This is a genomic window from Nocardia sp. NPDC005745, from assembly GCF_040630775.1.
Lineage (GTDB): Bacteria > Actinomycetota > Actinomycetes > Mycobacteriales > Mycobacteriaceae > Nocardia.
In genome coordinates this window covers 31,432-57,631 of sequence record NZ_JBEXYF010000040.1, presented here as the reverse complement: position 1 = coordinate 57,631, position 26,200 = coordinate 31,432, and the positions used below count along the sequence as shown (strand labels likewise).

The window sequence follows — 26,200 nt, the reverse complement described above, 5'->3', positions numbered from 1 at the left end:
AGTGCTCGGTCGCGAGCTCGACGCCTATCTCGACCACCTCGCCGTCGAGCGCGGCGTCGCGCCCAACACATTGGGCGCCTACCGGCGTGACCTCGGTCGCTATCTGGATTTCCTGTCCGGGCGCGGCATCCGCTCGCTCGACAGGATCGCCGAATCCGATGTCGCGGAGTTCACCATGGCGCTGCGCTCGGGCGATCAAGGGCACCCGCCGCTGGCGGCGAGTTCGGTGGCCCGCGCGCTGATCGCAGTGCGTGGCTGGCATCGCTTCGCCGCCGCGGAGGGGCTGACCGACACCGACGTAGCGCACGCGGTGAAGCCGCCCGCGCCGGGGCGCAGGTTGCCCAAGGCGCTGCCCTACGACCAGGTCCTGCGTTTGCTGGAGGCGGCGGGCGGTGGCTCGGGAGATCCCGCGGCGGGCGTCGACGGCGGCCCGCGCGGCCTGCGCGACCGGGCGCTGCTGGAAATGCTGTATTCCACCGGCGCCCGCATCTCGGAAACGGTCGGATTGGACGTCGACGATCTCGACCTCGGGGAACGGTCGGTCGTGCTGCGCGGCAAGGGCGGGAAACAGCGCCTGGTGCCGATCGGACGGCCCGCCCTCGCCGCCGTGGACGCCTACCTGGTCCGGGGACGGCCCGTGCTGGCCGCGCGGGGAAAGGGCAACGCCGGGGCCCTCTTCCTGAATGCCCGCGGCGCCCGGCTGTCCCGGCAGAGCGCCTGGCAGGTTCTGCACACCGCCGCCGAACGCGCGGGCATCGCGGCGGCGGTGTCGCCGCACACGCTGCGCCACTCCTTCGCCACCCATCTGCTCGACGGTGGCGCCGACGTCAGGGTGGTGCAGGAATTGCTCGGCCACGCCTCCGTGACCACGACCCAGATCTACACCCTGGTCACGGTCAACACCTTGCGCGAAGTCTGGGCTACCGCACACCCGCGCGCCCGGTGAGGTCTTCGTGTTCCGCGGCAGACGATGACGCGAGAGGCGTTGACCGGCAGAGTCTTTCGGGGCAAAGGTGGCCTGGTGGTGCTTGCGCCGGGCGCCGTGCCCGCCTTCGGCGCCGCCGCCGACGGGCCCGCGGAGTTCCTGGCTGTGCTCACACCCGGTATCGTCCGCTTCGAATACTTCCGGCGACCCGGCCGGATCGCGCGCGGGGAGGCGGACTGGGACAGCATGATCGAATTGCGCAATGGCGTTGACCAGCGCCGGACGAACACGCCGCGCGCAGGCGCGGCACTCGAGTGCCGTCAAGCGGTAGCGTCTATCGAGAGCTGGACCGCACGAAAGCGAGGTCGGCCCTGATCGGCCTCGCTACGCTCGGCGAGGCAACGGGCAGGAACGTATAAGGAGCAGCGGATCGTGACGACAGCCGGAGCGGCAGAGCCGCCGATGGGTGCTGGGGCGGAGCCGCTTACGGGCTCGCGACCGGGTCCGTACTCGGACGCCGCGGCGGAAACGCTGTGGGGCCACGGAGTCGAGCCGGTCCCCGAGGACGCGACGCTCGGCCCGACCGGTCGACCGTTGCGACTGGTGCCGGACCCACCGCCGGTCGGCGAGCACGGTGACGCGTTGATCGTGGCCATGTGCAACCAGAAGGGCGGGGTCGGCAAGACCACCTCCACCATCAATCTCGGTGCCGCGCTGGCCGAATACGGTCGCCGGGTGCTGCTCGTCGACCTGGACCCGCAGGGCGCGCTGTCGGCCGGTCTCGGCGTCGCACACCACGATCTCGACTCGACCGTGCACGACCTGCTCATCGGTTCCAAGGTGTCCATCGACGACGTGCTGATGCAGACGCGGGTCCCGAACATGGACCTGCTGCCGAGCAACATCGACCTCTCCGCCGCGGAGATCCAGCTCGTCAACGAGGTGGGCCGGGAGCAATCGCTCGGCCGCGCGCTGGAGCCGGTGCGCAACCGCTACGACTACATCCTCATCGACTGCCAGCCTTCGCTCGGCCTGCTGACGGTCAACGCCCTGGCCTGCTCGGACGGCGTGATCATCCCGATGGAGTGCGAGTACTTCTCGCTGCGCGGGCTCGCGCTGCTCAACGACACCGTCGAGAAGGTGCGGGACCGGCTGAACCCGCGGTTGAGCCTGTACGGAATAGTGGTCACCATGTTCGACTCTCGACTGCTGCATTCCCGCCAGGTCATGGCGCGCGTCGTCGAGGTGTTCGGTGAGCTGGTCTACGACACCGCCATCGCGCGCACCGTCCGTTTCCCGGACGCCAGTGTCGCGGGCGAGCCCATCACCACATGGGCGCCGAAATCGAGTGGCGCCGAAGCGTATCGGTCGATGGCCCGGGAAGTCATCCACCGATCCGGCCGGTGAGCGGCCGCTCCGACCCCTCGTCTGCGTCCCACCACAACCCGTCCGGCCAGGGGTCTTCCTCGGCCGGATCGACCTCCACACCGGACGACCGCGACCCCGGTGCCGCCGGGCCGGACCCGACCGCTCCGGGGAACGCACCCGCGCTCGGTAACGCGGCAGCCGCGTTCATCGCGGCGGGCCGGGACGCGGCGCCCGCGCGCCCGAATCCGGCCGTCGCCGGACCGACCGCTCCGGAACCGGACCACGACGCCCCACCTTCCCCGGACAGTGCGGACGAACCCGGCACGCAGCGCACCGAGGCGGTCGCGCGGGAGGTCGCCGAGGCGAATGCCGCCCGGCCCGCCGACGCGCACATGCCGGACTCCGCGCCGGAGCTGGTCGGTCCAGAGGCGGGCGCACTCCGTCCTGTGTCGGAGGTATCCGCCTCCGACCGGCAGACACGCGGTCTGGTGCCTGAGGTATCGCACTCCGGCCTGGAGGCACCTGGCTCCGACCGGCAGACACGCGGTCTGGTGCCTGAGGTATCGCACGCCGGCCTGGAGGCACCTGGCTCCGACCCGCTGACACGCGGTCTGGTGCCTGAGGTATCCCACTCCGGCCCGGAGGGGTCCGGCTCCGTGCCCGACGCGCCCGGTGCTGCTTCGGCCACACCCGGCTCCGAGCCGGACACGCGGCCGGGGAAGGAGGCGCAGGCGGACCAGGCGCAGGCGTCGGGGTTCCATCTGCGGCTGAGCAACTTCGAGGGGCCGTTCGACCTGCTGCTGACCCTGATCAGCTCGCGCAAGCTGGACGTCACCGAGGTGGCGTTGCACAAGGTCACCGACGAGTTCATCGCCTACACCAAGGCGCTGACCGCGAGCATGGCGCGGGAGAACACGTTGCGCGCGGACAAGATCTTGGATCAGACCACCGAATTCCTGGTCGTCGCCGCCACGTTGCTCGATCTGAAGGCGGCGCGGCTGCTGCCGTCCGGGGAGATGACCGACGCCGAGGACCTCGAGTTGCTCGAGGCGCGCGACCTGCTGTTCGCCCGGCTGCTGCAATACCGCGCGTTCAAGCAGGTCGCCGAACTGCTCGGGGAGCTGGAGGCGGCCGCGCTGCGCCGTTATCCACGCGCGGTCGGCCTGGAGGAGCGCTTCGCGGGCCTGCTGCCCGAGGTTAGGCTGGGTGTCGGGGCGGCCGAGTTCGCCGAGATCGCCGCGGCGGCCTTCCGGCCCCGTCCGGTACCCAAGGTCGGGCTCGACCACTTGCACACGCACGCGATTTCGGTGGCCGAGCAGGCGGCACTGGTGCTCGAGCGGCTCAAACAGCGTGGTGCGGGTGCGTGGACCTCCTTCGGCGAGCTGGTCGCGGACTGCGATCTCCCGGTGCAGATCGTGGCCCGCTTCCTGGCGCTGCTCGAGCTGTATCGCGGCAAGACGATCGAGTTCGACCAGCCCGATCCGCTCGGTCCCTTGGCGGTCAGCTGGATCGGCGACGAGGCCGCGCAACAGACGGACACCGTGACAATCGAGGAGGACTACGGGTGAGCGAGCACAGCGCGCGATCGCGCCCGGACTGCGGCGAGGGGCAGTCGTGAGTGAGGCAGTGGTGGAACTCACCCCCGAGCCGCTGGAGGACGCCGATCTGCGTTCGGCGCTGGAGGCCATGCTGCTGGTCGTCGACGCTCCCGCGCCGGTGGACCAGCTCGCGGCCGCCCTCGGCGACAGCCCGCAGCGGGTCGAGCACACCCTGCGTGCGATGTCCGCCGAGCTGTCGGCGCGGTCCAGCGGGATAGATCTGCGTTTCGTCGGGGACGGCTGGCGCTTCTATACTCGCAGCGAGTACGCGCCGTATGTGGAACGGATGCTGCTCGACGGCTCCCGATCGAAACTGACCAGGGCGGCGTTGGAAACACTGGCGGTGGTGGCATACCGTCAGCCGGTGACCAGGACCAGGGTCAGCGCGGTGCGTGGCGTGAACGTCGACGGGGTGATGCGCACCCTGCTGGCCAGGGGCTTGATCGCCGAGGCAGGCGTCGACCCGGAGACCAACGGGACGCTGTACCGCACAACCGAGCTGTTCCTGGAACGGATCGGACTCGCTTCGCTGAGCGACCTGCCGCCACTGGCGCCCCTGCTTCCGGGCGTCGACCTGATCGATGAGATCAACGAGAGCCTGGAGACGGACCCCCGTTACACCAGGTTGAGGAAACCCGCCGAGGCCGATTTGGACCTCGGTACCGCAGAGTGACAGGACATCATGAATACGCCCGCTCGCCGAGATGGCACACCGGATCGTAGGAAACGCGGCGCACAGCCCGAACGGGGCGGCGCGAGCCGCAACTCGGGTTCGCGCGACGCCCGTTCGGCCCAACGGGGCACGAGCGCCCGTGGCGGCCAGCAGGCAGGCACGGGCCGCGGATCCGCCCAGCGCGGATCGGCGCAGGCGCCGAGCCCGCAGCGACACCCGGCCCCGGCCGGTAAGAAGAAGCCCAAGCCGCAGCGGCAGGTCACAGCGCCGCCGCTGCTGAGCAACGCCAAGCCCGCGCGCCACCAGAACGTGGAGCCCGACGCGTCCGGCGGTCACGCCAAACTCCCCTGGGGCGAGGGTGAGCGGTTGCAGAAGGTCCTCGCCAAGGCGGGCGTCGCGTCGCGTCGGGCCGCCGAGGAGATGATCGCGCAGGGCCGCGTCGAGGTCGACGGCATGATCGTGCGCGAGCAGGGCCTGCGCATCGACCCGCAGCACGCGGTAGTGCGCGTCGACGGCACCCGCGTGGTGGTGCGCGAGGAACTGGTGCACGTCGCGCTGAACAAGCCCAAGGGCTGGCAGTCCACCATGTCCGACGATTTGGGGCGCCCCTGCGTCGGTGACATCGTGGCGGAGCGGATCGCCGCTGGTCAGCGCCTTTTCCATGTCGGAAGGCTGGATGCCGACACCGAAGGCCTGCTGCTGCTCACCAACGACGGCGATCTGGCGCACCGGCTCATGCACCCGTCCTTCGAGGTGTCGAAGACCTACTTGGCCACGGTGCAGGGTGAGGTGAACAACCGCGCGGTCGGCAAGCGGTTGAAGGAAGGCGTCGAACTGGAGGACGGTCCCGCGAAGGTCGACCGCTTCCAGGTGCTCGAGCTGGGGGAGGGACGTTCCCTGGTGAAGATCGTGTTGCACGAGGGACGCAAGCACATCGTGCGCCGTCTGCTCGACGCGGTGGGCCATCCGGTCGTCCGGCTGGTCCGCACGAATATCGGCCCGGTCGCGCTCGGCGACCAACGGCCCGGCACGTTGCGGGTGCTCGGCCGCGATGAGATCGGCAAACTCTACGAGGCGGTGTCGTTGTGAACGGTGTGGAGATCCCGGTGCAGGCGCCGGCGCGGCCGGCCGGTACGAGCCCGCTGGTGGTCGCCATGGACGGGCCGTCGGGCACCGGGAAGTCGAGCGTCTCGCGGCGCCTGGCCACCCGCCTCGGCGCCCGCTACCTCGATACCGGCGCGATGTACCGGGTGGCGACGCTGCGCGTGCTGCGCGCGGGCATCGAGCTGACCGACACGGCCGCCATCGCCGCCGCGGTCAAGGAACTGCCGCTGTCCATCGGCACCGATCCCAGCCGCGAGGTGATCGAGCTCGACGGGGAGGACGTGCGCTCGGAGATTCGCGGTGACGCCGTCACCAAGGCCGTGTCCGCGGTGTCCGCCGTGCCCGAGGTACGTGACCTGCTCGTCGCCATGCAGCGCGACATCACGGCGGCCGCGGGGCGGATCGTGGTGGAGGGCCGCGACATCGGCACCGTCGTGCTGCCCGCCGCGGACGCCAAGATCTACCTGACCGCGTCCGCCGAGGCGCGGGCGCACCGGCGCAATCAGCAGAACATCGCCGAGGGCCGGGGCGACGACTACGCGGCCGTGCTCGCCGACGTGCAGCGCCGCGACACGCTCGACTCGACCCGCAAGGTGTCCCCGCTGCGCCCGGCCGAGGACGCGGTGCGCGTCGACACCAGCGAACTGTCCATGGACGAGGTCATCGACGAGCTGTATCGCGTTGTCGCGCAGCAGGTCTCGACGTACCGGACCGGAGGTGACCGATGAACGAGGATGTGCTCGCCGGCGACGGCGTCTGGAGCGACGAGGCCGACTGGGAACTGGCCGAACTCGAGGGCGAATTCGAGGACCGAGCGCACGTCGCGATGCCGACGCTCGCGGTGGTCGGCCGCCCGAACGTGGGCAAATCGACGCTGGTGAACCGGATTCTCGGCCGCCGCGAGGCGGTGGTGGAAGACGTTCCCGGCGTGACCCGCGACCGCGTGTCCTACGAGGCGAATTGGGCGGGCCGCCGTTTTCTCGTGCAGGACACCGGTGGCTGGGAGCCCGACGCGAAGGGGCTGCAGCAATCGGTGGCCCGCCAGGCCGAACTGGCCATGCAGACCGCCGACGCGATCCTGCTCGTGGTCGACGCCGTCGTGGGCGCCACCGCGACCGACGAGGCCGCGGTGCGGAAACTGCGCCGCTCCGCCGTCCCGGTCATCCTGGTCGCCAACAAGGTCGACGACCACCGGGTGGAAGCGGAAGCGGCGGCGCTGTGGTCGCTCGGGCTGGGCGAGCCGCGCATGGTCAGCGCCGCGCACGGCCGCGGCACCGGCGACCTGCTCGATGACGTGCTCGCGGTGCTCCCCGAGACGCCACGCGAAGGGACCGGCGGTGTCGGCCCGCGTCGGGTGGCGCTGGTCGGCAAGCCGAATGTCGGCAAGTCGAGCCTGCTGAACAAGCTGGCCGGCGACGAGCGTTCGGTGGTGCACGATGTCGCGGGCACCACGGTCGACCCGGTCGACTCCCTCGTCGAGTTGGGCGGCAAGATCTGGAAATTCATCGATACCGCGGGGTTGCGCCGCAAGGTGAGCAATGCCAGCGGCACCGAGTTCTACGCCTCGCTGCGCACCAAGTCGGCACTGGAGGCGTCGGAGGTGGCGATCATGCTGATCGACGCCTCGCAGCCGATCACCGAGCAGGATCTCCGCGTGATCAGCATGGTCGCCGATTCCGGGCGGGCGCTGGTGCTGGCGTTCAACAAGTGGGACCTGGTCGACGAGGATCGCCGTCTGCAACTGGACCGCGAGGTCGACCGCGATCTGGTCCGGGTGCCGTGGGCACAGCGGGTGAACATCTCCGCGCACACCGGCCGCGCGGTGCAGAAGCTGGTGCCCGCCATGGAGACCGCACTCGAGTCCTGGGACAAGCGCATCTCGACGGGCAGGCTCAACACCTGGCTGAAGGAAGTGATCGCCGCCACCCCGCCGCCGATGCGCGGCGGCAGGCTGCCCCGCGTGCTGTTCGCCACCCAGGCGACCACCAGGCCGCCCACCTTCGTGCTGTTCACCACCGGCTTCCTGGAGGCGGGCTACCGGCGCTTCCTGGAACGCAGGTTGCGCGAGGAGTTCGGCTTCGACGGCTCGCCGGTGCGCATCTCGGTGCGGGTGCGGGAGAAGCGGGATCGCAAGAAATAAAGAGCAGTCGAGCTAACTATTAGCGATCAATTTCGGCAGCACGCCTAAGGTAAGTTACCTAATGGGAGCCCTTATCTTCTCGGATCGATGACGATCCGCGCGTAGCGGTGCGATTGCGGCAAATGGCTGGCATCATCCGCTTATGGCCATTCCCAGCGTGCTGCCGGAACCACCGGCCGTCCTGACTCCGTTCGAGACGGGATGGCCGGTGCGTCTCGCCGATACCGATCGCGACCAGCGGCTGCGGCTCGACGGTGTCGCGCGCTACCTGCAGGACGTCGGCTACGACCATCTCGATGTCCTCGAGGACGGCGACATCCATCGGCTGTGGGTGATCCGCAGGACGGTGGTCGACGCGCTGAAGCCGCTCGCGTTCGGTGAGGCGGCGACCCTGCGGCGGTGGCCCTCGGCGACATCCACCCGGTGGTGCACGATGCGGGTCCAGATCTGCGGCAGCGCGGGCGGGCTGGTGGAAACCGAGAGCTTCCTGATCCATTTCGGCACCGAATCGGGGGTCCCCGCCCGGATGAGCGACCGGTTCCTGGCACCCATGCTGGCCTGCACGTCCGAGCATCGGCTGCGCTGGAAAGCCGAACTCACCGACCCGATGCCCGCCGCAGGGGATCCCGGCGTCGAGCGCAGGCGTTTTCCGCTTCGAGCCACCGACATCGATCTGCTCGACCACATGAACAACGCGGTCTACCTCACCGCGCTCGAGGAAGTGCTCGCCGATCACGCCGAACTCAAGTCCGGTCCGCACCGCGTGGTGGTCGAGTACGGCAAGCCGGTGCGATCGGGCGAGGACGTCGAGCTCGTCGCCCGGTGCACCGACTCCAGCCTGGATGTCTGGTTCGCGGTCGGCGCCGACTGCCGGGCTGTCGCCCGCGTCACCCCACGCTAGCGAGCCAGTTCCTCGACGGTGGCGTGGGCGCCTCTGGTGCGCAGGCTGTCCAGCGCCGCCAGATACGCGGTGACGAACCGGGGATGGTCGATCAGGTCGCCGAACAGCGAGCGCTCGCCGAGGAAAGCGGTGGGCTGTCGGCGTTGGCGCCGGGCGAGTGGAGTCAGCCGGTCACGAAGCCGGTCCACGATCTCGATCGCCGCCCCGTCCTCGTCGACACCCTCGGCGTAGCGCGCCCAGCTCGCGACGACCGCCGCCGCGCAGTCGATCTCTCCGCCGGTGGCGAGCTGCGTCCGGACCACCGGCAGCAGCCACTTCGGGATCCGGTCGGAGGATTCCGCGCACAGCCGGGCGATGGTGTCGCCGATCGCGGGGTTGGCGAACCTGTCCAGCAGCGTGCGCTTGTAGGCGTCCAAGTCGACCCCGGGCACCGGTCGCAGCGTCGGCGTCGCCTCGGCGTCCATGTAGCGCAGCAAGAAGCGCCGGAAGACCGGATCCTGTGCGGCTTCGTGGACGAGCCGGTAGCCGCTCAGATATCCGAAGTAACACAGCGCTTGGTGGCTCGCGTTCAGCAACCGCAGTTTCATCAGCTCGTACGGGGTGACGTCGTCGACGACCTGCACCCCGACTTCCTCGAAGGCCGGGCGGCCGAGTCCGAACGAATCCTCCAGCACCCACTGCGCGAACGGCTCGGTCACCACCGGCCAGCGGTCGATGAGCCCGTACCGCCGCTCGACCTCGCCGGTCGCCCCGGCGGGAGTCACCGGGGTGATCCGGTCCACCATCGAATTCGGGAAGCGCACCTGCTCCGCCACCCAGGATCCGAGCCCGGGATCGCGCAGGGCGGCGAACGCGCCGAACATCCGGCGCGCGACGTCGCCGTTGCCCTCGATGTTGTCGCAGGACAGCACGGTGAACGGCGCGAGACCCGCCGATCGGCGCCGCGCCAGCGCTTCGGTGACGAGCCCGAAAACGGTGGCGGGCGGTGCGCTCCCGGCGAGATCGGCGCGGATGCCGGGGTCGTCGGCGTCGAATTCCCCGGTGGCGGCGGCGATGTGGTAGCCGCCCTCGGTGATGGTGAGCGAGACGATCCGGGTGGCCGGATCGGTGAGCTTCGCCACGACGGCCTCGGGATCATCGGGCGCGTACCGGTACTCGACGAGGGAGCCGATCGCGCGCGTGGTCCAAGCGCCGTTCGGCGCGACCGTCGACAACGTGTACAAGCCGTCCTGCGCCCGCAGCACATCGCGCATCCGGCGATCGCCGGGCAGTACGCCGACACCGCAGATGCCCCAGTCCTGCCCGAGTCCGCGCTCGAGCAGGCGGTCGACGTACATCGCCTGGTGTGCTCGATGGAACCCGCCGACCCCGAAATGCGCTATGCCGGTCGAGATCCGGGTTCGGTCATAGGTCGGTGTCGAGACGCGATCGGCGAGCTCCGTCAAGGTCGCCGCCTGTAAGGGCGTCGCGGTCCGCTCCGCCATCACGCACCTCCCCGTGTTGTGTGGATCACACCATAGTGCAGCGGTGGTTGCGGACCGGCCCGGCGCGGCGGAGTCGGCGGCAGCGAGTCCGGCCCGTGGCGCCCTCCGTCGGCGTCGGCCACCTGCCCCCGTGTTGTTCCACTTCCCGCGCGCGGATCGTCACCGACGCCGTGGTGCGGTGCGGTCGCGCCCGAGTCACCCGTGCACCCTGCACGAGCCGCCGGAGACCCGTGCGGGGGACCGGGGCGTCCACCCCGTTTCCCGTCCGCCGGCCCTACCGGGAGGTTTATCGCGGCCTGACTGGGTAGACCGTCGATGACCCGGATGAACGGCAGAAAGGTTCAGAACGATGTCCCAACCCATCACCAGTACCTTGGACCCGGAGCAGCAGCGCATCGCGGGCGAGACCCTGCAGGACACGGTGGTCGACCTGATCGACCTGTCGCTGATCGCCAAGCAGGCGCACTGGAACGTGGTCGGCTCGAACTTCCGGTCGGTGCACCTCGCGCTGGACGAATTGGTGACCGTGGCACGGGACTTCACGGACGCGGCCGCGGAACGCGCCACCGCCGTCGGGATCAGCCCGGACGGTCGCGCGGGAACCGTGGCCAAGGATTCCGGCGCGATCGGTATCGGTGAGGGCTGGCAGCAGGACACCGACATCATCGACACGATCGTCGGCAACCTCGCCGCGGTGATCAAGCGGCTGCGTGAGCGAATCGCGGCCACCGAGAAGGCCGATCCGGTAACCCAGGATCTGTTCCTGGCGATCGCGGCGCGACTGGAGCAGTTGCACTGGATGTGGCAAGCGCAGCTCGCCACGGTCTGATGCGGGTGATCACATGCGCGTTCGGCGCGCCCGCCACCGAGACCACCACGGTCGCGGTGCGGATCCCCGCCGACGCGCGACACCTGGCCCTGATCCGTGCGATGACGGACACCGTCTGCCTGGTCGCCGACGTTCCGTTCGACGCGGCCGCGGATATCCGCCTGGCGATCAACGAGGCGGCCACCATGCTGCTGGTGGGCGCCGCGCCCGGCTCGGTGCTCGGCTGTGCGTTCACCTACGGCGCGGGCCGGATGAGTGTGCGCGTCGATTCCGTCGCCGCGTTCGGTGACGAGGTGGCCGAAGGCGATCCGTTGAGCTGGGAACTCGTGCGCATGCTCACCAGTTCGTTGTCGATTTCTCGTGACCCTTTTGATTCCGAGATCGGCGGGTATCCGACCGTTATCGAATTCAGTTGGGAACGAGGACCATTTGATGACACGTGAGTTCACGACCGACGGGAATGGCACGACGGGCCGTAAGCGCGCAGGGGACAGCTACGACAACATCGAGCCGTGGTTCGAGAAGATGGCCTCGATGGAGGAGGACGATCCGCATCGCGCCGCTCTGCGCGAGGAGGTGACGCGACGTTGTCTTCCGCTCGCCGAACACATCGCCCGCAAGTTCTCCGGCCGCGGTGAGTCCTACGAGGACCTGTTGCAGATCGCCCGGGTCGGGCTGGTGCTCGCGGTGGACCGGTTCGACGTCTCCCGCGGCAGTTCCTTCCTCGGCTTCGCGGTCCCCACCATCATGGGCGAGGTGCGCAGGCACTTCCGGGACAACACGTGGTCCTTGCGAGTTCCGCGCAGGCTCAAGGAGATTCAGCTGCGCATCGGCCCGGCCACCGAGACGTTGTCGCACCGCCTCGGGCGGATGCCGACGGCGCGGGAGATCGCCGAGGAATTGGACGTCGAACTCGGCGAGGTCACCCAGGCGCTCATCGCGAGCAACGCCTACCAGACCAACTCGCTGGATGCCGGTGGCCGCGAGGACGGCGACGGCGCGCCGCAGGCGCTCGCCGATACGCTCGGTGCCGAGGAGCCGTGCTACGACCTGCTGGAGCAGGCGATGGCGGTGCGTCCCCTGATCGCCGAGCTGCCGCCGCGCGATCGGCAGGTGCTGATCATGCGCTTCTACGAGTGCCGGACCCAGACGCAGATCGCGCAAGAGCTGGGCGTGTCCCAGATGCAGGTATCGCGCATCCTCGCCCGGATCCTGGGCGAGCTGCGCAAGCGCGCGCTCGGTTCCGACGAACTCGCCTCGCGCGCGGCCTGACTTCCCTATGGGCGGGGGTAGGCGGCGGATCCCGTCATCGGGGTGGCGGACACCTCGCCCGTCCAGCCGCACGGCAAAGCGCAGCTTGCGATGACCTTGGTCTCCATCTCGCCGTTGTCGTAGCGCAGCGTGGTGCTCTCCGCGTAAGCGGGATAGCCGCACGCTCGGCATTTGCCGAAGAAGTCGAGGATCTCCTCGGCGCGGGAGTGCGCGATGCGTCGTGCGGGGTTGTGGTCCATAACCTCTCCAGCCAGCGGGCGGTCCTGCCGAGCAGGCGTCTGCGACGTTAGGATCGGCCGTGGCCGCCGGGCGGGAGTTTCGGTGATCGTTGGGTTCATTCACAGGCGTCGCGCGAGGGATTTGGGCCGGTTCCCAGCCTCAGGTGAATGCTGGGCAATCGCAAAGTATTTCCTGCGTGTCGCTGGTAGTGGCGGCGAGGCCCGAGCTACTTGACCTTACCTGTGACTGACGTTACAAAGGAGCTACCCGCCGACCCGAAGTTCTTCGAACCGGCCGACGAGAAGTGCACAAGTTGGTTACCGATGTCATCGATGTAGTCGCCGAATTCGCTATCGCCCGCAAGACCATCTGGGACCTGCTGCTCGAACCGCAGACGTATCCGCGCATGTTCACCGGTATCGGCGCGTGTGAGCAGATCCAGTCGGCCGACGGGAACGTGGTCTGGCAGATGCGCGTCGGCACCTACGAGTCCGGTATCCGCACCCACCAGATCCGAATCAGCGTGGGCCGCTGGTACGAGAGCTTCGAGATGCAGTACGCCGCGCTGGGCAGCTTCGCTTCGGTGCGGCTACACGGCGACGAGGAGCGCACCAAGATCACGGTCACCTATTTCGCGCCCAGCCGCGTGCACCCCCGCGTGGCCGAGCTGTCCAATGTGGCGATCGCGGAATGGACCAAGTGCGGACTGAAGCGGGTGGCCGACGTCGCCAAGGGCGCGCGGACCTCCCTGGTGGTCAACGGGGAGGATTCGCCGATCCGGCGCAACGCGGGCGTCGCGCGGCAGATGGTGGCCAGCGGCGTCGTGCTGCCGGTTCGTCTCGATCGCAGCTTCAAACAGCTGCGTTCACTGGCGAAGTGGGGTTTCAACCTGGCGGGCGGATACGCGGCGGGCGCGGCGTACGCCCCGGACCGGGTCGCGATCATCGACGACCACGGCACCCGCTCCTTCGCCGACATGCACGAGCGGACCAATGCGCTGGCAGGCGCGATGGCCGCGCACGGTCTCGGCCCCGGTGACGCCATCGGACTGCTGGCGCGCAACCACGCGGCGATGGTCGAATGCATGGTCGCCGCGGGAAAACTCGGCGTGGACGTCGCCCTGCTGAACGCCGGGCTGGCGGGCCGCACCATCGAGGAGATCGTCCAGCGCGACCGGCTTTCGGCGCTGTTCGTCGACGGCGACCTGGAGGAGTTGGTGCGCTACCTGCACGCCGACATCCCGCGCTACAACACCGACGAACGGCCCCCGGTGCCCGAGCGGACAACCGTGGATCAACTCGTGGCCGAGGGGCACACCACCTTCCGCACGCCCGCCCAGCCGGGGCGGCTCATCGTGCTCACCTCGGGGACCAGCGGGACGCCGAAGGGAGCGCGCAGGCCGCACCCGAAGGGCTTCGGGTCCATCGCGGCCCTGTTGTCGCGCATCCCGATGCAGATGAACGAGACCATGCTGATCCCGGCGCCGCTGTTCCACACCTGGGGGCTGGCCGGGTTACAGCTGAGCACCGCGCTGCGCGCGACCGTGGTGCTGACGGGACGGTTCGACGCGGAGGACTGCCTGCGCAGCATCGCCGAGCACCGGGTCAACACGGTGATCGTCGTGCCGACCATGGTGCAGCGCATCCTCGATCTGCCCGCGCACGTGCGCGCCCGCTACGACACCTCCAGCCTGCGGCACATGATCAGCTGCGGCGCGCCGCTGGCGGGCGCGACCGTCGAGCGATTCATGGAGGCATACGGCGACGTGCTCTACAACGTCTACGGCTCCACCGAGGTCTCGTGGGCGACCATCGCGACCCCCGATGACCTGCACACCTCGCCGACCACGGCCGGGCGCCCCCCGCTGGGCACCAAGGTCGCCGTGCTCGGGCCGGACCACCGCAGGTTGCCGATCGGCGCCACCGGGCACATCTTCGTCGGCAATCACATGCTGTTCGACGGTTACGTCAACTCGGCGCCGCCGGACGAGGCGCACGGCATGCTCGACACCGGCGACCTCGGCTATCTGGACGCCTCGGGCCGGTTGTTCATCGCGGGCCGGGACGACGAGATGATCATCTCCGGCGGCGAGAACGTCTTCCCGCGCCCCGTCGAAGAGGCGCTCGCGCACTTGCCGCAGGTCAGCGACGTCGCGGTGGTCGGTGTGCCGGACCACGAATTCGGGCAGCGGCTGGTGGCCTTCGTGGTGAAACGCGAAGGGTCGGGGCTCGATTCGGACATGGTCCGCACCTACATCCGCAACCGCTTGAGCCGCTTCTCGGTCCCGCGTGACGTCACCTTCCTCTCGGCGCTGCCGCGCGGCGACACCGGCAAGATCCTCAAGCGCCTGCTGGCCGGCCCCGGTGCGGCGAAGCCGGAGCTGCCGCCGTCGATCAACGGGCTCGGGACGGCGAGTTCGTCCTGACCTCCGAGCGGCGATCCGGCGGCCCGGCCGCCGTCGGCTCGCCGCTGGGTCAGTAGACGGTGTCCTCCAGGTCGGTCAACGCGGATTCCAAGTGGTCGAGCAGCCTGGCCACATCCGGCACGCTGCGGCGGCAGGCGACGATGCCGACGTCCAGGCTGTCGGCATTGCTGGTGAGGGTGATGTTCACCGCCTGCCCGTCCAGGGGGATCGACAGCGGATAGCTGGCCGCGACGCGCGCGCCGTTCCAGTACTGGGGTTCGTGCGGGCCTGGGATGTTGGAGATGACGATGTTGAACGGCGGGCTGGTCAGCGCGACCGTGGCAGGGAGCAGCAGCGACAGGGCGAGCGGACTCAGGGTCAGCGCGGAGAGCGAGACCGCCTGTACGGGGGAGAGCGTGCGATAGATCTCCTTGCCGCGGTGCATCGACGAGCTGATCGCCGCGAGCCGCGCGGCCGGGTCGGGCAGGTCGGTGGCGAGATTGCACAGCAGCGCCGCCACCGCGTTGCCACCACTGCCCCCGTCGTCGGATTCGGGGCGCAGCGAGACCGGAACCATGGCGATCAGCGGCTTGTCCGGCAGGGCGAGGTGTTCGAGCAGATAAGCGCGCAACGCGCCCGCCGACATGGCCAGCACCACATCGTTGAGCGTGGTGCCGGTCATCTTCTTGACCTGGCGGACCCGGTCCAGCGGCCACGAGCGGGCAGCGCAGCGGCGGGCTCCGCCGATCGGGACGTTGAACATGGTGCGCGGCGCGGCGAAGGGCAGCGTCAGCTGTTGCTCGACCAGCGCGGTGCGGGCCAGGCGCAGCGCCGAAGAGGCAGAGCCCGCCGCGGCGAACAGCGCACGCGCGCGGGTGCCGAGGGTGTGCCTGCGCGGTGCGTGCTCCTGGTGCCCCGAGGACGGCGGCAGATGCCAGGGCACCAGCGCGGCGCCGGACTCGGGATCGGTGCTGAGCGTGCGCTGTAACAGGCGTTGCGCGCCGACGCCGTCGATGAGCGCGTGGTGCATCTTCGCGTACAAGCCGACCCGGTCGCCGGCGAGCCCTTCGATCAGGTGCGCCTCCCACAGCGGCCGGTGCCGGTCGAGCAGGGTGCTGTGCAGGCCGGCGGCCATCTCGGTGAGGGCGTCCAGACCACCCGATTCCGGCAGCGCCCACCGTTGGACGTGGTAGTCCAGTTCGACGGCGCTGTCCACTGCCCAGGCCAGCTGGGGAGTGCCGAGGAGGCGAGCAGGACGCTTGCGGAACATGGGGTGGAAGTCCTGGTCGGCCGCCAGCGTCGCGTGCGCGCGCCGGGCGAACTCGGGTCCGGTGCCGTCCGCGGGATCGAAGATCGACAGCGAACCGACATGCATCGGGTGCTCGCGTGATTCCGCGATGAGGAACAGGGCGTCCACCGGCGAGATGAATTCCATGGGCAGTTCCCTCCTGGCGACGCCGCGACTCCGCCACGGTCTGGATCAGGACGCGGGGAAGGTCGGCGACGGACGTGCCGGACTGCTCATGGCGCGGCTACCCACGCCGGTCGAACGACGATCCACCAACCGGTGATTCGATGCCGAATCCGGACCGGCTGGGCGGTTCGCCGCGGATTGTGCGTCTCGGGCTCAGGACAGGCGGCTGACCGGCCAATCCCGCGGCAGCTCGAGGCGTTCGCTGATCATGCTGATCGCGGTGTGCAGCGCCTGGATCTCATCGACGCCGCTGGCCAGCGACGCACCCTGCTCGCTGATGTGGAACCGGCACAGATGCTCGCGCCGGTCGGCGGCGAGGTACGGCCTGCCGATGATGATCGACAACGAGCTGTCGGCATCGCGCAGCGTACGGGCCGCGATCAGAGCTTGTGACTCGTGCTCGGCCGTCGTGGCGGCGCACGAAGGGCGGGTGGGAGCGGCGGGGAAGCCGGGGTCGCACGGTTCGGTCACCGCGAAGTGCGCGCCGTGGCTGTTGGCTTGCCGCAGCTCCTGAGCGATCTCCTGGAAAGCGCGGTACAGCGCGGCGATGGAGTCGGGGCCGTGCGCCCATCGCTCGCCGATGCCCTGGATGCGGAATCCGCACACCACGCCGGTGGCGCCTGGTGCCATCTGCGGTTTCCCCACCTCGATCGACACTTCTCGCGTGGCATCGGCGACGGTCCGGGTGGCGATCACCTCCCTGATCCGTCGCCATTTCGTGCTCGCGATCGCACCGCCGTGTTCGGACTCGCGCACTGCGGACGTGGTCGTGTCACCAGTGACCCGCGCCGGTATCGCTCTCATGGATTCTGGAGTACCCACGTAGGCCTCCGGTTTATCCTGCGGTTCGAGGTGACCTGGACCGCAGAGCGGAGACACGCCGGATCGGCAAAAGGGCTACCGGACGGTTAACGCGCCTCGGGTTTGGCAGGCTGTCGCCGAGGTGTGATGGTGGGGCCGCAACGATGAGGAGGGGCGGACGAAGTGGTAACGATTGCGCAGTTACGAGCGGTTCTGTCGATTCTGCGCGTCGACCCGGACGAGGTCGGCGGGTGGTTGGGTGGCACGGGTCTGCGCGGTCCGGACGCCGAACGGGTCCTACTGATCGGTTTGCTACACCGGATCGCGAGCAGTGAACTGCGTCAGGTCGTCACCACGACGATGGACGAGGAGGAGGCCGCCAAGGCCGCCGCGGTGAGCACCTTCCCGGTGAACGGCGAGAACCCCACGGAGCAGGTGCGTTTCGACGCGCACTGGCTGCACGACCGGATCGGCGCGCTGGCCGCGGGCACCACGGTGGAGCCGGTGCCGGTTCTGTTGGACGCCGCCGCGCGGTCGACGGACGCGGCCGAGACACTGCTTCTGCTCAGCCGCAACCCGCGCGGCCACGACGCGGATACCAGATGGGAGCGAGCGCTCGACGATCTGGGGCGCGCCTATCACCTGATCAACGATGAGCGCGTGGGCCGCTCGAACACGACGACCGCGCCGCTGTAGCGGCGCGGTCGTCGGAGCTCTCGTCCCGGCGGCGTGGTCGCCGCCGCGACGAGGTCACTTGGGCGGTGCGGGCGTGACCTGGACGGGCTTATCGGCGAAGCGGGTGGTGCCCTCGGCTGCCTGCAGCGTGGTGAGCAGGTCGACACCCGCCACGACCAGGGTCGGTCCGCCGACCGCGATGGTTCCGAGGATGCCGCCGAGGCTCGCGCCGGTCAGCAGACCGGCCACGCACCCGACGGCGATGGTGACCAGGCATCCGATCGTGGCGCCGATGGCGGTTCCGATGAAACCGCCGATGGCGGTGGCGAGTCCGAACTGGCCGGCGAATTCGTCACGGGCACGCTGGTTCTCGGTCATGGACGCGACCGGTTTGGCGACCACTGTTTCGGTGGGGGCGATGCCTTCCGGCCTGGTCGGCTTCAGTTCCAGCACCGTGCTGTCCTTCTTCACTTCGGGATGCACGGGAATGGCGGTGCCCGCGATCCGGAAGTCGAGCGGCAACGTCATGGCGAGGTGGCCGTCCTCGTCGCGGATGTCGACCACGTCGATCACTCGAGCGATGTCGGCGGGGGCCCCGGTGTGGTCGACGAGCACCCCGTCGCGCTCGGTTAGTCGAGCGTTCTCCTCGCCGACGGGCTGATCGCGCAGCGCTTTGGACAATTCGAAGGTTCCGCCCCGGAGCGCGGCGACCACCGTCTGTTCGACGATCCTGGCCGAGTAGGTGATGTCGGGAGCCGGCTCGGCGTGAGCGACGCCGGAGCCGATGGTCAGCGAGCCGATGGCGAGTATCGCTGCCGCAGTGATGCCGCGGAGTTGCATGGTTCGTCCATTCCTTCATCGGGTTCATACCTGCGCCCAGCACTGCCGGACCCGCGCACTCCGGCGGCACAAGAGCAGTCGTCTAGGTCGCTGAGCAGCCTAGCAGCGCTTGCAGCTACCTATGAGCGTTCCGGCTCGGCCGGTCGGAGATATCGAAAAATTCTCCGACCGGCCGGGTTTCGCCTCGGGCGATCAGCGCGCTGCGGCGAGTTCGCGCGCCTGCTCCTCGCCCAGGATCGTCGCGCTGGTGCCCGGGGGCCAATCGAGTGCCGCGTCGAGCCGGTCGAGCACCTCGGCGCTGGGCCGGGGATTGCGGGACCGCTCGATCTCGCTGATCACCTTGGCAGGCGGGCCGCCGTTGCCCGCCACGTCCGCCTGGGTCCACTTCATCTCTCGCCGCCGCGCGCGCACGCGCGCGGCCAGCGCGTCGAGATCGAGCGCGAAAACCGCCTCGACCTCGTCCGCGACGACCACCGGTGCCGCCGGTGCTTCGTGCTCCTCGGTCTGGCGCTTCTCCAGCAGCATTCCGCTGGTGATCAGCCTGGACCGTTTCCGCCTACCCATTTTCGCCACACGCTCTCCCATCCTCTGTCGAGTCGATCGATTGCGTCGCACTGCCGCGGCGGGGAGAGCCCCGCCGCGCCGGGAACGCTGAACATCATGGGGGAGTGTGGGTGCGGACCCCACTCGACGCGCCGGGCGCGAGGTCAGTGCGCCTGGTCCTCCGGCTGGAGAATCAGCACCGGTATCTCGCGTTCCGTCCAGGATTGGTAGGCGTCGAAGTCCGCGTAGAGGGCGACGAGCAAGGGCCACAGGCGCTTCCTCTCCTCCGGGGTCGCCACGCGGGCGCGAACGCGGCGGTGCTCGGGGCCTATCTGTACCCGAGTGGTGGGATGCGCCAAAAGGTTGAAGTACCACTGCGGATGGTTCGGCAACCCGCCTTGCGAGGCGACGACCACCAAGTCGGCGCCGTCCACCAGATACAGCAGCGGGACGGTGAACACCTTGCCCGATTTGCGGCCGCGATGCTCGAGCAGCAAGGTCGGCACCGGCTTCCGGAAGCCCGCGCCGATGCGCCATCGCCCGCCGATGCGTCCTCCGGTCCGGCGGAAGACCCAGACCTGTGCCTTCGACATGTACTTGATGAGCGCCCCGACGAGCGGCGAATCGAGATTGCGCGGGCGGTTCGGCGTCATCGGACGCCCCGCTCGGCCGGGCGGGAACGGGGTGCGGCGCTCGAATCGGCCGCGGTGAAGAGTGATTGATCCATACCTTTGTCCGTAGTATCGTCCAGACAGATGTCCGGTTACTATTCCATAGACGCGGCGCATGTCGCAGGGGTATCGGAAACCGGTGACGAGCACGGTGGAGGAAACATGAATCGGGTCAGCGGCAAAGTCGTCCTGGTGACCGGCGCGGGGCGGGGGCAGGGCCGCAGTCACGCGCTCGCCCTGGCCGAAGAGGGCGCCGACATCATCGCCTTCGACATCTGCGGCGACATCGCCAGCAACGACTACGCGCTGGCGACCGAAGCGGACCTGGGCGAGACCGAGGACCTGGTCGCGAAGACCGGCCGCCGGGTGGTAGCCCGGAAGGTCGACGTGCGGGATCGTCCCGCGCTGCACGAGGCGATCGGGGCCGCCGTCGCCGAACTGGGGCGCTTGGATGTGGTGGTGGCCAACGCCGGGATCTGCCCGCTCGGCCACCACGTGCCGCTGCAGGGATTCGTCGACGTCTTCGACGTCAACTTCGTCGGCGTGGTGAACACCGTGCACGCCGCGCTGCCGCATCTGGGGGCGGGCGCCTCGATCATCGTGACCGGCTCGGTGGCGGGTTTGGTGCCGCAGACCGGGTTCAACGGCCAGCAGGCGCTGCAAGGCCCGGGCGGCGACGGCTACGGTCTGTCGAAGAAGATGATCCGTTCCTACACGCAGACTTTGGCCTTGACGCTGGGGCCGAGCTCGATCCGGATCAACGCGGTGCACCCGACCAACGTCGATACCGACATGCTGCACAACCCCGGCATGTACCAGATCTTCCGTCCGGACGTGCAGCACCCGACGCGGGAGGACGCCGAGGTCACCTTTCCGTTCATGCAGGCCATGCCGATTCCCTTCGTCGAGTCCTCGGACATCTCCCACGCGGTCACGTTCCTGGCCTCCGACGAATCGCGCTATGTGACCGGCTTGCAGATGTTCGTCGACGGCGGGGCGTCGCTGAAACTGGGGCTCGCGGGGCAGTGACGCGAAACGCGCTGCGTCACTTCAGAATGAGCATCGCGGACCGCTCGATGCGGTCCGCGATATCCGAATACGATTCGTAGCCCATCCCGGCGTGCACCAGCGCGCCCGCGTAGAGTAATTCGAGCGATTTCAGAATATCCTCGTCGGGACTTCCGGACAGCGCATGCGCCAGGCGGGAGCGAATTTCCAAACCGATGCGCGCGCGCAAATGTTCGACATCCGGATCGCGGCCGAGCAGCGCGCTGGTGACCGCGCCGGACAATTCCGGTTCGTCGGCGACGAGCAACGCGATGCCGCGGAGTTCGGCGATCACCCGCACGGTGACGTCCGCGTCCTCGCTCACCGGCGAGGGCGTCGCGCGCAACCTGCGCCAGAAGATCTCCGCGACCAGGTGTTCCTTGGAGGAGAAGTAGGTGTACGCGGTGGCGGTGCCCACCTTCGCGTTGGCGGCGACCATTCGGATGGTCATGCCCGCGAACCCCTCCCGGGAAAGCACTTCCAGCGCCGACCTGGTGAGCTTCTCGACGGTGTCGGCCTGTTTTCCGGACAAGCGCCGCCGCGTCGCCTCGACTGTTCTGGAATCGCTTTCGGACATGTGTCTAGATGGTAGTGTCGTTATTCTGTTCGAGCAACGTGCACGCTGCCGAAATCGCTGTGTTTCCGGCCATGGTGAAATTGTTCGACGGCCGCGGGACACCGCGACTGGATTACCCCACGCCGAGTGGCCGGCCGATTTCCTCGAGTTTGCGGGACAACCGCTCGAGGTAGCCGAGGATCGCGGGCTCGTCCTTGTCCGGCAGGCCGTACGCCACATCGGTGACGCCCCCGTGCTCCCACTCGGCCAGGCGCGCGGCGTCGGGTTTGTAGTCGAGAGCGACCACGCGCGGACGTCCGGTCCGCCCCGCCTGCTGCCAGATGTCGTGCAGCAGGGCGAGTCGATCCGAGATCTCCGTTTCCCCCGGTGTGGTGATCCAGCCGTCGGCGGACTCGGCGATCCACCGGAACGTGCGCTCGGTGCCCGCCGCGCCGATCAGCACCGGCACCGAGCGCCGCACCGGTTTCGGCCAGGCCCAGCTCGGCCCGAAGGTCACGTACTCGCCGTCGTGGCCGGCCTCGTCCTGGCTCCACAGTGCCCGCATCGCCGCCAGATACTCGCGCAGCACCGTGCGCCGCTTGTTCGCGGGCACGCCGTGATCGGCGAGTTCGTCGGTGTTCCAGCCGAATCCGGCGCCAAGCAGGACCCGGCCGCCGCTGAGGTGGTCGAGTGAGGCGATCGTCTTGGCCAGGGTGATCGGGTCGTGCTCGACCGGGAGTGCGACGGCGGTGGCCAGCTCGATGCGTTCGGTGACGGCGGCCGCCATGGACAGCGCCACCCAGGGGTCGAGCGTGCGCAGGTATCGGCCGTCGGGTAGCGACGCGTCGCCGGTCTGCGGATGCGCCGCGCTGCGCGCCACCGGGATGTGGGTGTGCTCGGGGACGTAGAAGGAGGCGAATCCCGCCTGCTCCGCTGCGCGGGCGGCCGGGGCGGGGGCGATGCCACGGTCGCTGGTGAACAGGACGATGCCGAATCGCATGGGAACCCCTGTCTTGTCGGGTCGTTCGGTGTGTGCTCGGCCTTTCGCCGGGAAGCGCCTCGGCGGCGCTCCTGATGGCGCGCGCGCCGGGTGGGGGACACCGGTGCGGCTCGGCGACCGAGTATGGACAGCTGTTCGGACTGTAGTCCGATCGTATACGGCCTGCAAGAACGCGTTCTCATTTTCCGGTCCGGCGCGGCATGTGCCGCAGTGCTGTGTCGCGGTTTCGAAGAGATCGCTCGTTCGGGATTGTCCTGAAAATCTGTCAGTGGTACCGTCCAGACACATGTCCAGCTATGTGTCTCTCCGAATGGAAGCCGGGCTGCTTCCCGTTGAGAACGTGTTATCGGATTCGGAGTGTGGGCGATGACCGCCGCGGTGGAACCGGTGACGTTCGATCCGTATGACTACGGGTTTCACGAGGATCCGTATCCGACGTATCGTCGGCTGCGGGAGGAGGCGCCGCTGTATCACAATGCGGTTTTGGGTTTCTGGGCGTTGTCGCGGCACGCGGATGTGGTGGCGGCGTTTCGGGACAGTGTGCGTTTGTCGAGTGCGAATGGGGTGTCGCTGGATCCGGCGGCGTGGGGGCCGCATGCGCATCGGGTGATGTCGTTTCTGGCGATGGACGATCCGCGGCATATGCGGATGCGGCGGCTGGTGTTCAAGGGGTTCACCCCGAAGCGGGTCGCGGAGATGGAAGTGCGGATCCGGGAGTTGACGCTGTCGTATCTGGAACCGGCGCTGGCCGGTGGCTCGTTCGACTGGATCGATGAGGTGGCGGGCAAGTTGCCGATGGACGTGATTTCCGAGTTGATGGGGGTTCCGGTCGCGGATCGGGGGGAGATTCGGCGGTTGGCGGATCTGGTGGTGCATCGGGAGGACGGTGTGCTCGATATCCCGATGGCCGCTGTCGAGGCGTCGATCAAGCTGCTCGGTTATTACGCGGAGATGGTCTCGGAGCGTCGGCGTGCCCCGAAGGAGGATCTGACCTCGGCCCTGTTGGACGCCGAGATCGGCGGTGACACACTCACCGACGAGGAGGTCATCGGGTTTTTGTTCCTGATGGTGGTGGCCGGGAACGAGACCACCACGAAACTGTTGGGCAATGCCTTGTATTGGGGTGCGCGTAACCCGGGGGAGTACGCGAAGGTCGTCGCGGACACCGGCCTGGTGGCCGACTGGGTGGAGGAGACGCTGCGCTATGACACCTCCAGTCAGATGATCGCGCGTACCGCGACCGAAGACCTCGGCTACCACGACGGGGTGATTCCGGCGGGAGCGAAGGTGCTGCTGTTGATCGGTTCGGCCAATCGTGATCCCGCGGTGTTCGACGATGGTGACAGTTTCCGTATTGATCGTGCCGACAAGTCCGGGCTGGCGAGTTTCGGTGCGGGAGTGCACTTCTGCCTGGGCGCGCACTTGGCGCGGCTGGAAGCGACCGTCGCCCTGCGGGAATTCTCTTCTCGCGTCAGCGCTTTCGACATCGTGCCCGACGGTATTCAACGCGTGCATTCGTCCAATGTGCGTGGCTTCGCCCACCTTCCCATCACCGTGGAGACCCGATGAGCCGTCGATGCGAACGAATCCGGACACCTGGGTTGCGAAGCCGGGCCGTGCGGAGCCGGTCATGAGAATCCGGGCCGACCTCGATCTGTGCCAGGGGCACGCGGTCTGTCAGGCCGAGGCGCCGGAGGTGTTCACCGTGCCCAAACGCGGCAGGGTCGAAATCCTCGACGACGTGCCGGACGCCGGACTGCGGCCCGCCGTGGCGGACGCGATCCGTTACTGCCCCACTCGAGCCCTGTCGATCGCCGACGAAGACGCGACCGACCACTCCACGAAAGGTACCGACTGATGCCAGCTTTCGACCGCACCGAGCTCGACGAGATGATCCAGCGCTGGATCGTGGAGAACCAGCGCTGCGAGGAGAAGGGCGACTGGAAGCCGCTCGCGCAGATGTACACCGAAGACGCCACCTACGGCTGGAACTACGGCCCCACCCAGGAGTTCATGGCCGTCGGACGCGACGAGATCCGCGATCTGGCCCTCGGCCAGGAGATGGCCGGACTCGAGGGCTGGACCTACCCCTACCAGGAGTTCGTGGTCGACGACCGCACCGGCAACGTCATCGGACTCTGGAAGCAGATCAGCGAGGCCGAGCGCCCGGACGGGCGCAACTACTCGCCCGAAGGGATCGGCGGCAGCTGGTTCCGCTACGGCGGTGACTTCCAATGGTCCTGGCAGCGGGACTTCTTCGACTTCGGCAACGTCTCGGCGATGTTCATGGAGATGATCACGAACAAGGCGCTGACACCGGGCATGCAGAAGCGCATCGAGCGCTCGGTTTCCGGCAAACCGCTGCCCGGCTGGTACCGCATCGGCGAATCCCCCGTCCCGCTGTGGTGACCGACATGGCCGCATCACAGAGCCGATTCGCCGGCCTGGACCGGGACACTCTGGCTGCGCTGATTCCCGAACTGCTCCTGTGCGGGCACCTCATCGACCGCTCCGGCATGGCGCACTCGATCGCCGCGTTCGGCCGGGAGGGCATGACCGAGATCGCCATCGAGGAGTGGCAGGTGGCCAGCCCGGTCTACACCCGGCGTATGCAGCGGGCGCTCGGCTTCGCAGGCGACGGCGTGGAGACCATCTTCAAGGGCCTGCAACTGGACATCGGCGCTCCACCGCAGTTCATGGACTTCCGTTTCCGGGTGGAGGACCACCACCACGGCGAGTTCTGGCTCGACCACTGCGGTGCGCTGGCCGACGTGGAACCGATGGGCGAGGACTTCGTCGTGTCGATGTGCCACGACATCGAAGACCCGACCTTCGACGCGACCGCGCTGGCCACCAACCCGCACGCGCAGGTCCGGCCCATCCACCGCCCGCCCCGCCATCCGGCCGACCGGAAGCCGGTGTGCGCGTGGACGGTCGTCATCGATCCCGGGCACGTGCCGCCGCCGGTGCCGCCCAACGCCGAGTTGGTCGCCGCGTCGGTGGCAGCGGGACTGGAGCTGGCCGCGATCGATCGCGACGACGAGGGACGGCCGGACTACGCGGGCCCCTTGCTCAGCGATGTGCGATTCGCGGACTTCTCCCGCTCCGCGCTGGTGCGTCTCGCCGACGAGGTCTGCCTGCAACATCATCTGCTCACCCTCGGTTTCATGATCGCGGTGCGGGCCCGCGCCGACGCCGTCGCGGCGCTGGAGATCGGACGCAAACAGTTCGCGGGGATCGCCGGGCTCACCAGTGAGCGCCTGCGCAACTGCCTCGGCCTCGGTGACGATGCCGCCGCGCTCGCGACGGTATTGCGGCTACATCCCGCTCTGAATCCCCTGCCCTACACCGGTATCGAGATCACGGACACCGGCGACACGGTCACGGTGACGTTCCCGGCCGCGAGCGGTGCGCGCACCGACGCAGCGTGGCCGTCGATGCTCGACCCCGAGCACCTTCAGCCGCTGAACGCCCTGGTCCGCGGCGTGAACCCGTGTTTCTCGGCCGAGGTCGTCGCGGTGGGCGCGGACGGGTGGCGCGCCGCCGTCACGCTCGGCGACAAAGCGTTCCGGGAGGCGACGGAGGTCGCGCTGACCCGGTTCAGCACCGGCGCCGCCTTCACCTTCACCGACCGGGGGATCCCCCTTCCGCTCACCGTCGTGTGACAGCCCCACCC

General features: G+C 68.8%; 29 protein-coding genes. 20 read left to right on the top strand and 9 right to left on the bottom strand.

Annotation, left to right across the window (positions count from 1 at the left end):
- The first annotated feature begins 1 nt into the window (after position 1).
- The 9 genes from xerD to ABZ420_RS30860 all read left to right on the top strand — a co-directional run bounded on the left by xerD (position 2) and on the right by ABZ420_RS30860 (position 8,709).
- On the top strand, positions 2 to 946 hold the full coding sequence (xerD, locus tag ABZ420_RS30900; protein ID WP_357130124.1) for a site-specific tyrosine recombinase XerD: 945 nt from the start codon (positions 2 to 4) through the stop codon (positions 944 to 946).
- A 75-nt stretch (positions 947 to 1,021) separates the two neighbouring features.
- Positions 1,022 to 1,300, top strand: a complete 279-nt coding sequence (locus ABZ420_RS30895; protein ID WP_357130122.1) for a hypothetical protein — start codon at positions 1,022 to 1,024, stop codon at positions 1,298 to 1,300.
- Positions 1,301 to 1,357: 57 nt separating this feature from the next.
- On the top strand, positions 1,358 to 2,332 hold the full coding sequence (locus ABZ420_RS30890) for a ParA family protein (RefSeq protein WP_245548908.1): 975 nt from the start codon (positions 1,358 to 1,360) through the stop codon (positions 2,330 to 2,332).
- Positions 2,333 to 3,054: 722 nt separating this feature from the next.
- Positions 3,055 to 3,861, top strand: coding sequence for a segregation/condensation protein A (locus ABZ420_RS30885; RefSeq protein ID WP_357130175.1), 807 nt, complete (start codon positions 3,055 to 3,057; stop codon positions 3,859 to 3,861).
- A 46-nt stretch (positions 3,862 to 3,907) separates the two neighbouring features.
- Complete coding sequence (gene scpB, locus ABZ420_RS30880; protein ID WP_357130119.1) at positions 3,908 to 4,564, top strand: SMC-Scp complex subunit ScpB; 657 nt, start codon at positions 3,908 to 3,910, stop codon at positions 4,562 to 4,564.
- A 9-nt stretch (positions 4,565 to 4,573) separates the two neighbouring features.
- The gene (locus tag ABZ420_RS30875) at positions 4,574 to 5,653 is read left to right on the top strand and encodes a pseudouridine synthase (RefSeq protein ID WP_357130116.1); all 1,080 of its coding nucleotides are present in this window, start codon (positions 4,574 to 4,576) and stop codon (positions 5,651 to 5,653) included.
- A gap of 65 nt (positions 5,654 to 5,718) precedes the next feature.
- Positions 5,719 to 6,396 (top strand): (d)CMP kinase, encoded by a 678-nt coding sequence (gene cmk / locus ABZ420_RS30870; RefSeq protein ID WP_357130172.1) that lies wholly within the window; start codon positions 5,719 to 5,721, stop codon positions 6,394 to 6,396.
- Entirely contained in the window at positions 6,393 to 7,808 is a 1,416-nt protein-coding gene (gene der / locus ABZ420_RS30865; RefSeq protein ID WP_357130113.1) for a ribosome biogenesis GTPase Der, read from the top strand. The genes cmk and der overlap by 4 nt, the downstream gene beginning before the upstream one ends.
- Before the next feature lie 142 nt (positions 7,809 to 7,950).
- Positions 7,951 to 8,709, top strand: a complete 759-nt coding sequence (locus ABZ420_RS30860; protein WP_357130110.1) for an acyl-ACP thioesterase domain-containing protein — start codon at positions 7,951 to 7,953, stop codon at positions 8,707 to 8,709.
- On the opposite strand, the gene ABZ420_RS30855 is transcribed toward ABZ420_RS30860, so the two are convergent.
- Positions 8,706 to 10,193, bottom strand: coding sequence for a mannitol dehydrogenase family protein (locus ABZ420_RS30855; protein WP_357130107.1), 1,488 nt, complete (start codon positions 10,191 to 10,193; stop codon positions 8,706 to 8,708). The two genes, ABZ420_RS30860 and ABZ420_RS30855, sit on opposite strands and share 4 nt — an antisense overlap.
- 349 nt (positions 10,194 to 10,542) lie before the next feature.
- Here ABZ420_RS30855 and ABZ420_RS30850 point away from each other — a divergent pair, with 349 nt between their 5' ends.
- From ABZ420_RS30850 to ABZ420_RS30840, 3 genes are read left to right on the top strand one after another with little or no spacing between them, the layout of a single operon-like run.
- Complete coding sequence (locus tag ABZ420_RS30850) at positions 10,543 to 11,022, top strand: DNA starvation/stationary phase protection protein (protein ID WP_357130104.1); 480 nt, start codon at positions 10,543 to 10,545, stop codon at positions 11,020 to 11,022.
- A complete protein-coding gene (locus ABZ420_RS30845; protein WP_063053692.1) occupies positions 11,022 to 11,465 on the top strand; it encodes an ATP-binding protein in 444 nt (147 codons plus the stop codon). Before ABZ420_RS30850 ends, ABZ420_RS30845 begins: the two co-directional genes overlap by 1 nt.
- A complete protein-coding gene (locus ABZ420_RS30840) occupies positions 11,455 to 12,294 on the top strand; it encodes an RNA polymerase sigma factor SigF (RefSeq protein WP_357130101.1) in 840 nt (279 codons plus the stop codon). The genes ABZ420_RS30845 and ABZ420_RS30840 overlap by 11 nt, the downstream gene beginning before the upstream one ends.
- 5 nt (positions 12,295 to 12,299) lie before the next feature.
- Here the strand turns inward: ABZ420_RS30840 and ABZ420_RS30835 are convergent, their stop codons facing one another.
- A complete protein-coding gene (locus ABZ420_RS30835) occupies positions 12,300 to 12,533 on the bottom strand; it encodes a hypothetical protein (RefSeq protein ID WP_357130098.1) in 234 nt (77 codons plus the stop codon).
- A 386-nt stretch (positions 12,534 to 12,919) separates the two neighbouring features.
- Between ABZ420_RS30835 and ABZ420_RS30830 the strand changes: the two genes are divergently transcribed.
- Positions 12,920 to 14,938, top strand: a complete 2,019-nt coding sequence (locus tag ABZ420_RS30830) for an AMP-binding protein (RefSeq protein ID WP_357130169.1) — start codon at positions 12,920 to 12,922, stop codon at positions 14,936 to 14,938.
- Between the two features lie 49 nt (positions 14,939 to 14,987).
- On the opposite strand, the gene ABZ420_RS30825 is transcribed toward ABZ420_RS30830, so the two are convergent.
- Positions 14,988 to 16,352 (bottom strand): wax ester/triacylglycerol synthase family O-acyltransferase, encoded by a 1,365-nt coding sequence (locus ABZ420_RS30825; RefSeq protein WP_357130095.1) that lies wholly within the window; start codon positions 16,350 to 16,352, stop codon positions 14,988 to 14,990.
- Here ABZ420_RS30825 and ABZ420_RS30820 point away from each other — a divergent pair.
- The gene (locus tag ABZ420_RS30820) at positions 16,351 to 16,488 is read left to right on the top strand and encodes a hypothetical protein (RefSeq protein WP_357130092.1); all 138 of its coding nucleotides are present in this window, start codon (positions 16,351 to 16,353) and stop codon (positions 16,486 to 16,488) included. The two genes, ABZ420_RS30825 and ABZ420_RS30820, sit on opposite strands and share 2 nt — an antisense overlap.
- A 56-nt stretch (positions 16,489 to 16,544) precedes the next feature.
- On the opposite strand, the gene ABZ420_RS30815 is transcribed toward ABZ420_RS30820, so the two are convergent.
- Entirely contained in the window at positions 16,545 to 17,195 is a 651-nt protein-coding gene (locus ABZ420_RS30815; protein ID WP_357130089.1) for a hypothetical protein, read from the bottom strand.
- Between the two features lie 180 nt (positions 17,196 to 17,375).
- On the opposite strand from ABZ420_RS30815, the gene ABZ420_RS30810 reads away from it, so the two are divergent.
- Positions 17,376 to 17,888: a hypothetical protein gene (locus ABZ420_RS30810; protein WP_040866182.1), complete on the top strand. Its 513-nt coding sequence runs from the start codon at positions 17,376 to 17,378 to the stop codon at positions 17,886 to 17,888.
- Between the two features lie 54 nt (positions 17,889 to 17,942).
- On the opposite strand, the gene ABZ420_RS30805 is transcribed toward ABZ420_RS30810, so the two are convergent.
- The 3 genes from ABZ420_RS30805 to ABZ420_RS30795 all read right to left on the bottom strand — a co-directional run bounded on the left by ABZ420_RS30805 (position 17,943) and on the right by ABZ420_RS30795 (position 19,903).
- The gene (locus ABZ420_RS30805) at positions 17,943 to 18,707 is read right to left on the bottom strand and encodes a hypothetical protein (RefSeq protein ID WP_357130085.1); all 765 of its coding nucleotides are present in this window, start codon (positions 18,705 to 18,707) and stop codon (positions 17,943 to 17,945) included.
- A 192-nt stretch (positions 18,708 to 18,899) separates the two neighbouring features.
- On the bottom strand, positions 18,900 to 19,271 hold the full coding sequence (locus ABZ420_RS30800) for a helix-turn-helix domain-containing protein (protein WP_357130166.1): 372 nt from the start codon (positions 19,269 to 19,271) through the stop codon (positions 18,900 to 18,902).
- Positions 19,272 to 19,414: 143 nt separating this feature from the next.
- Positions 19,415 to 19,903, bottom strand: a complete 489-nt coding sequence (locus ABZ420_RS30795; RefSeq protein ID WP_357130082.1) for a nitroreductase family deazaflavin-dependent oxidoreductase — start codon at positions 19,901 to 19,903, stop codon at positions 19,415 to 19,417.
- A gap of 180 nt (positions 19,904 to 20,083) precedes the next feature.
- Here ABZ420_RS30795 and ABZ420_RS30790 point away from each other — a divergent pair, with 180 nt between their 5' ends.
- Positions 20,084 to 20,950, top strand: coding sequence for a mycofactocin-coupled SDR family oxidoreductase (locus ABZ420_RS30790; protein WP_357130079.1), 867 nt, complete (start codon positions 20,084 to 20,086; stop codon positions 20,948 to 20,950).
- A 16-nt stretch (positions 20,951 to 20,966) separates the two neighbouring features.
- On the opposite strand, the gene ABZ420_RS30785 is transcribed toward ABZ420_RS30790, so the two are convergent.
- A complete protein-coding gene (locus ABZ420_RS30785) occupies positions 20,967 to 21,545 on the bottom strand; it encodes a helix-turn-helix domain-containing protein (protein WP_357130076.1) in 579 nt (192 codons plus the stop codon).
- Between the two features lie 112 nt (positions 21,546 to 21,657).
- Complete coding sequence (locus tag ABZ420_RS30780; protein WP_357130073.1) at positions 21,658 to 22,524, bottom strand: LLM class F420-dependent oxidoreductase; 867 nt, start codon at positions 22,522 to 22,524, stop codon at positions 21,658 to 21,660.
- Between the two features lie 366 nt (positions 22,525 to 22,890).
- On the opposite strand from ABZ420_RS30780, the gene ABZ420_RS30775 reads away from it, so the two are divergent.
- From ABZ420_RS30775 to ABZ420_RS30760, 4 genes are all read left to right on the top strand, one after another.
- The gene (locus ABZ420_RS30775) at positions 22,891 to 24,093 is read left to right on the top strand and encodes a cytochrome P450 (protein ID WP_357130070.1); all 1,203 of its coding nucleotides are present in this window, start codon (positions 22,891 to 22,893) and stop codon (positions 24,091 to 24,093) included.
- A gap of 61 nt (positions 24,094 to 24,154) precedes the next feature.
- Positions 24,155 to 24,382, top strand: coding sequence for a ferredoxin (locus ABZ420_RS30770; RefSeq protein ID WP_357130067.1), 228 nt, complete (start codon positions 24,155 to 24,157; stop codon positions 24,380 to 24,382).
- On the top strand, positions 24,382 to 24,933 hold the full coding sequence (locus ABZ420_RS30765; RefSeq protein ID WP_357130064.1) for a nuclear transport factor 2 family protein: 552 nt from the start codon (positions 24,382 to 24,384) through the stop codon (positions 24,931 to 24,933). Before ABZ420_RS30770 ends, ABZ420_RS30765 begins: the two co-directional genes overlap by 1 nt.
- A gap of 5 nt (positions 24,934 to 24,938) precedes the next feature.
- Positions 24,939 to 26,189, top strand: a complete 1,251-nt coding sequence (locus ABZ420_RS30760; protein ID WP_357130061.1) for a hypothetical protein — start codon at positions 24,939 to 24,941, stop codon at positions 26,187 to 26,189.
- The last annotated feature ends 11 nt before the right edge of the window (positions 26,190 to 26,200 follow it).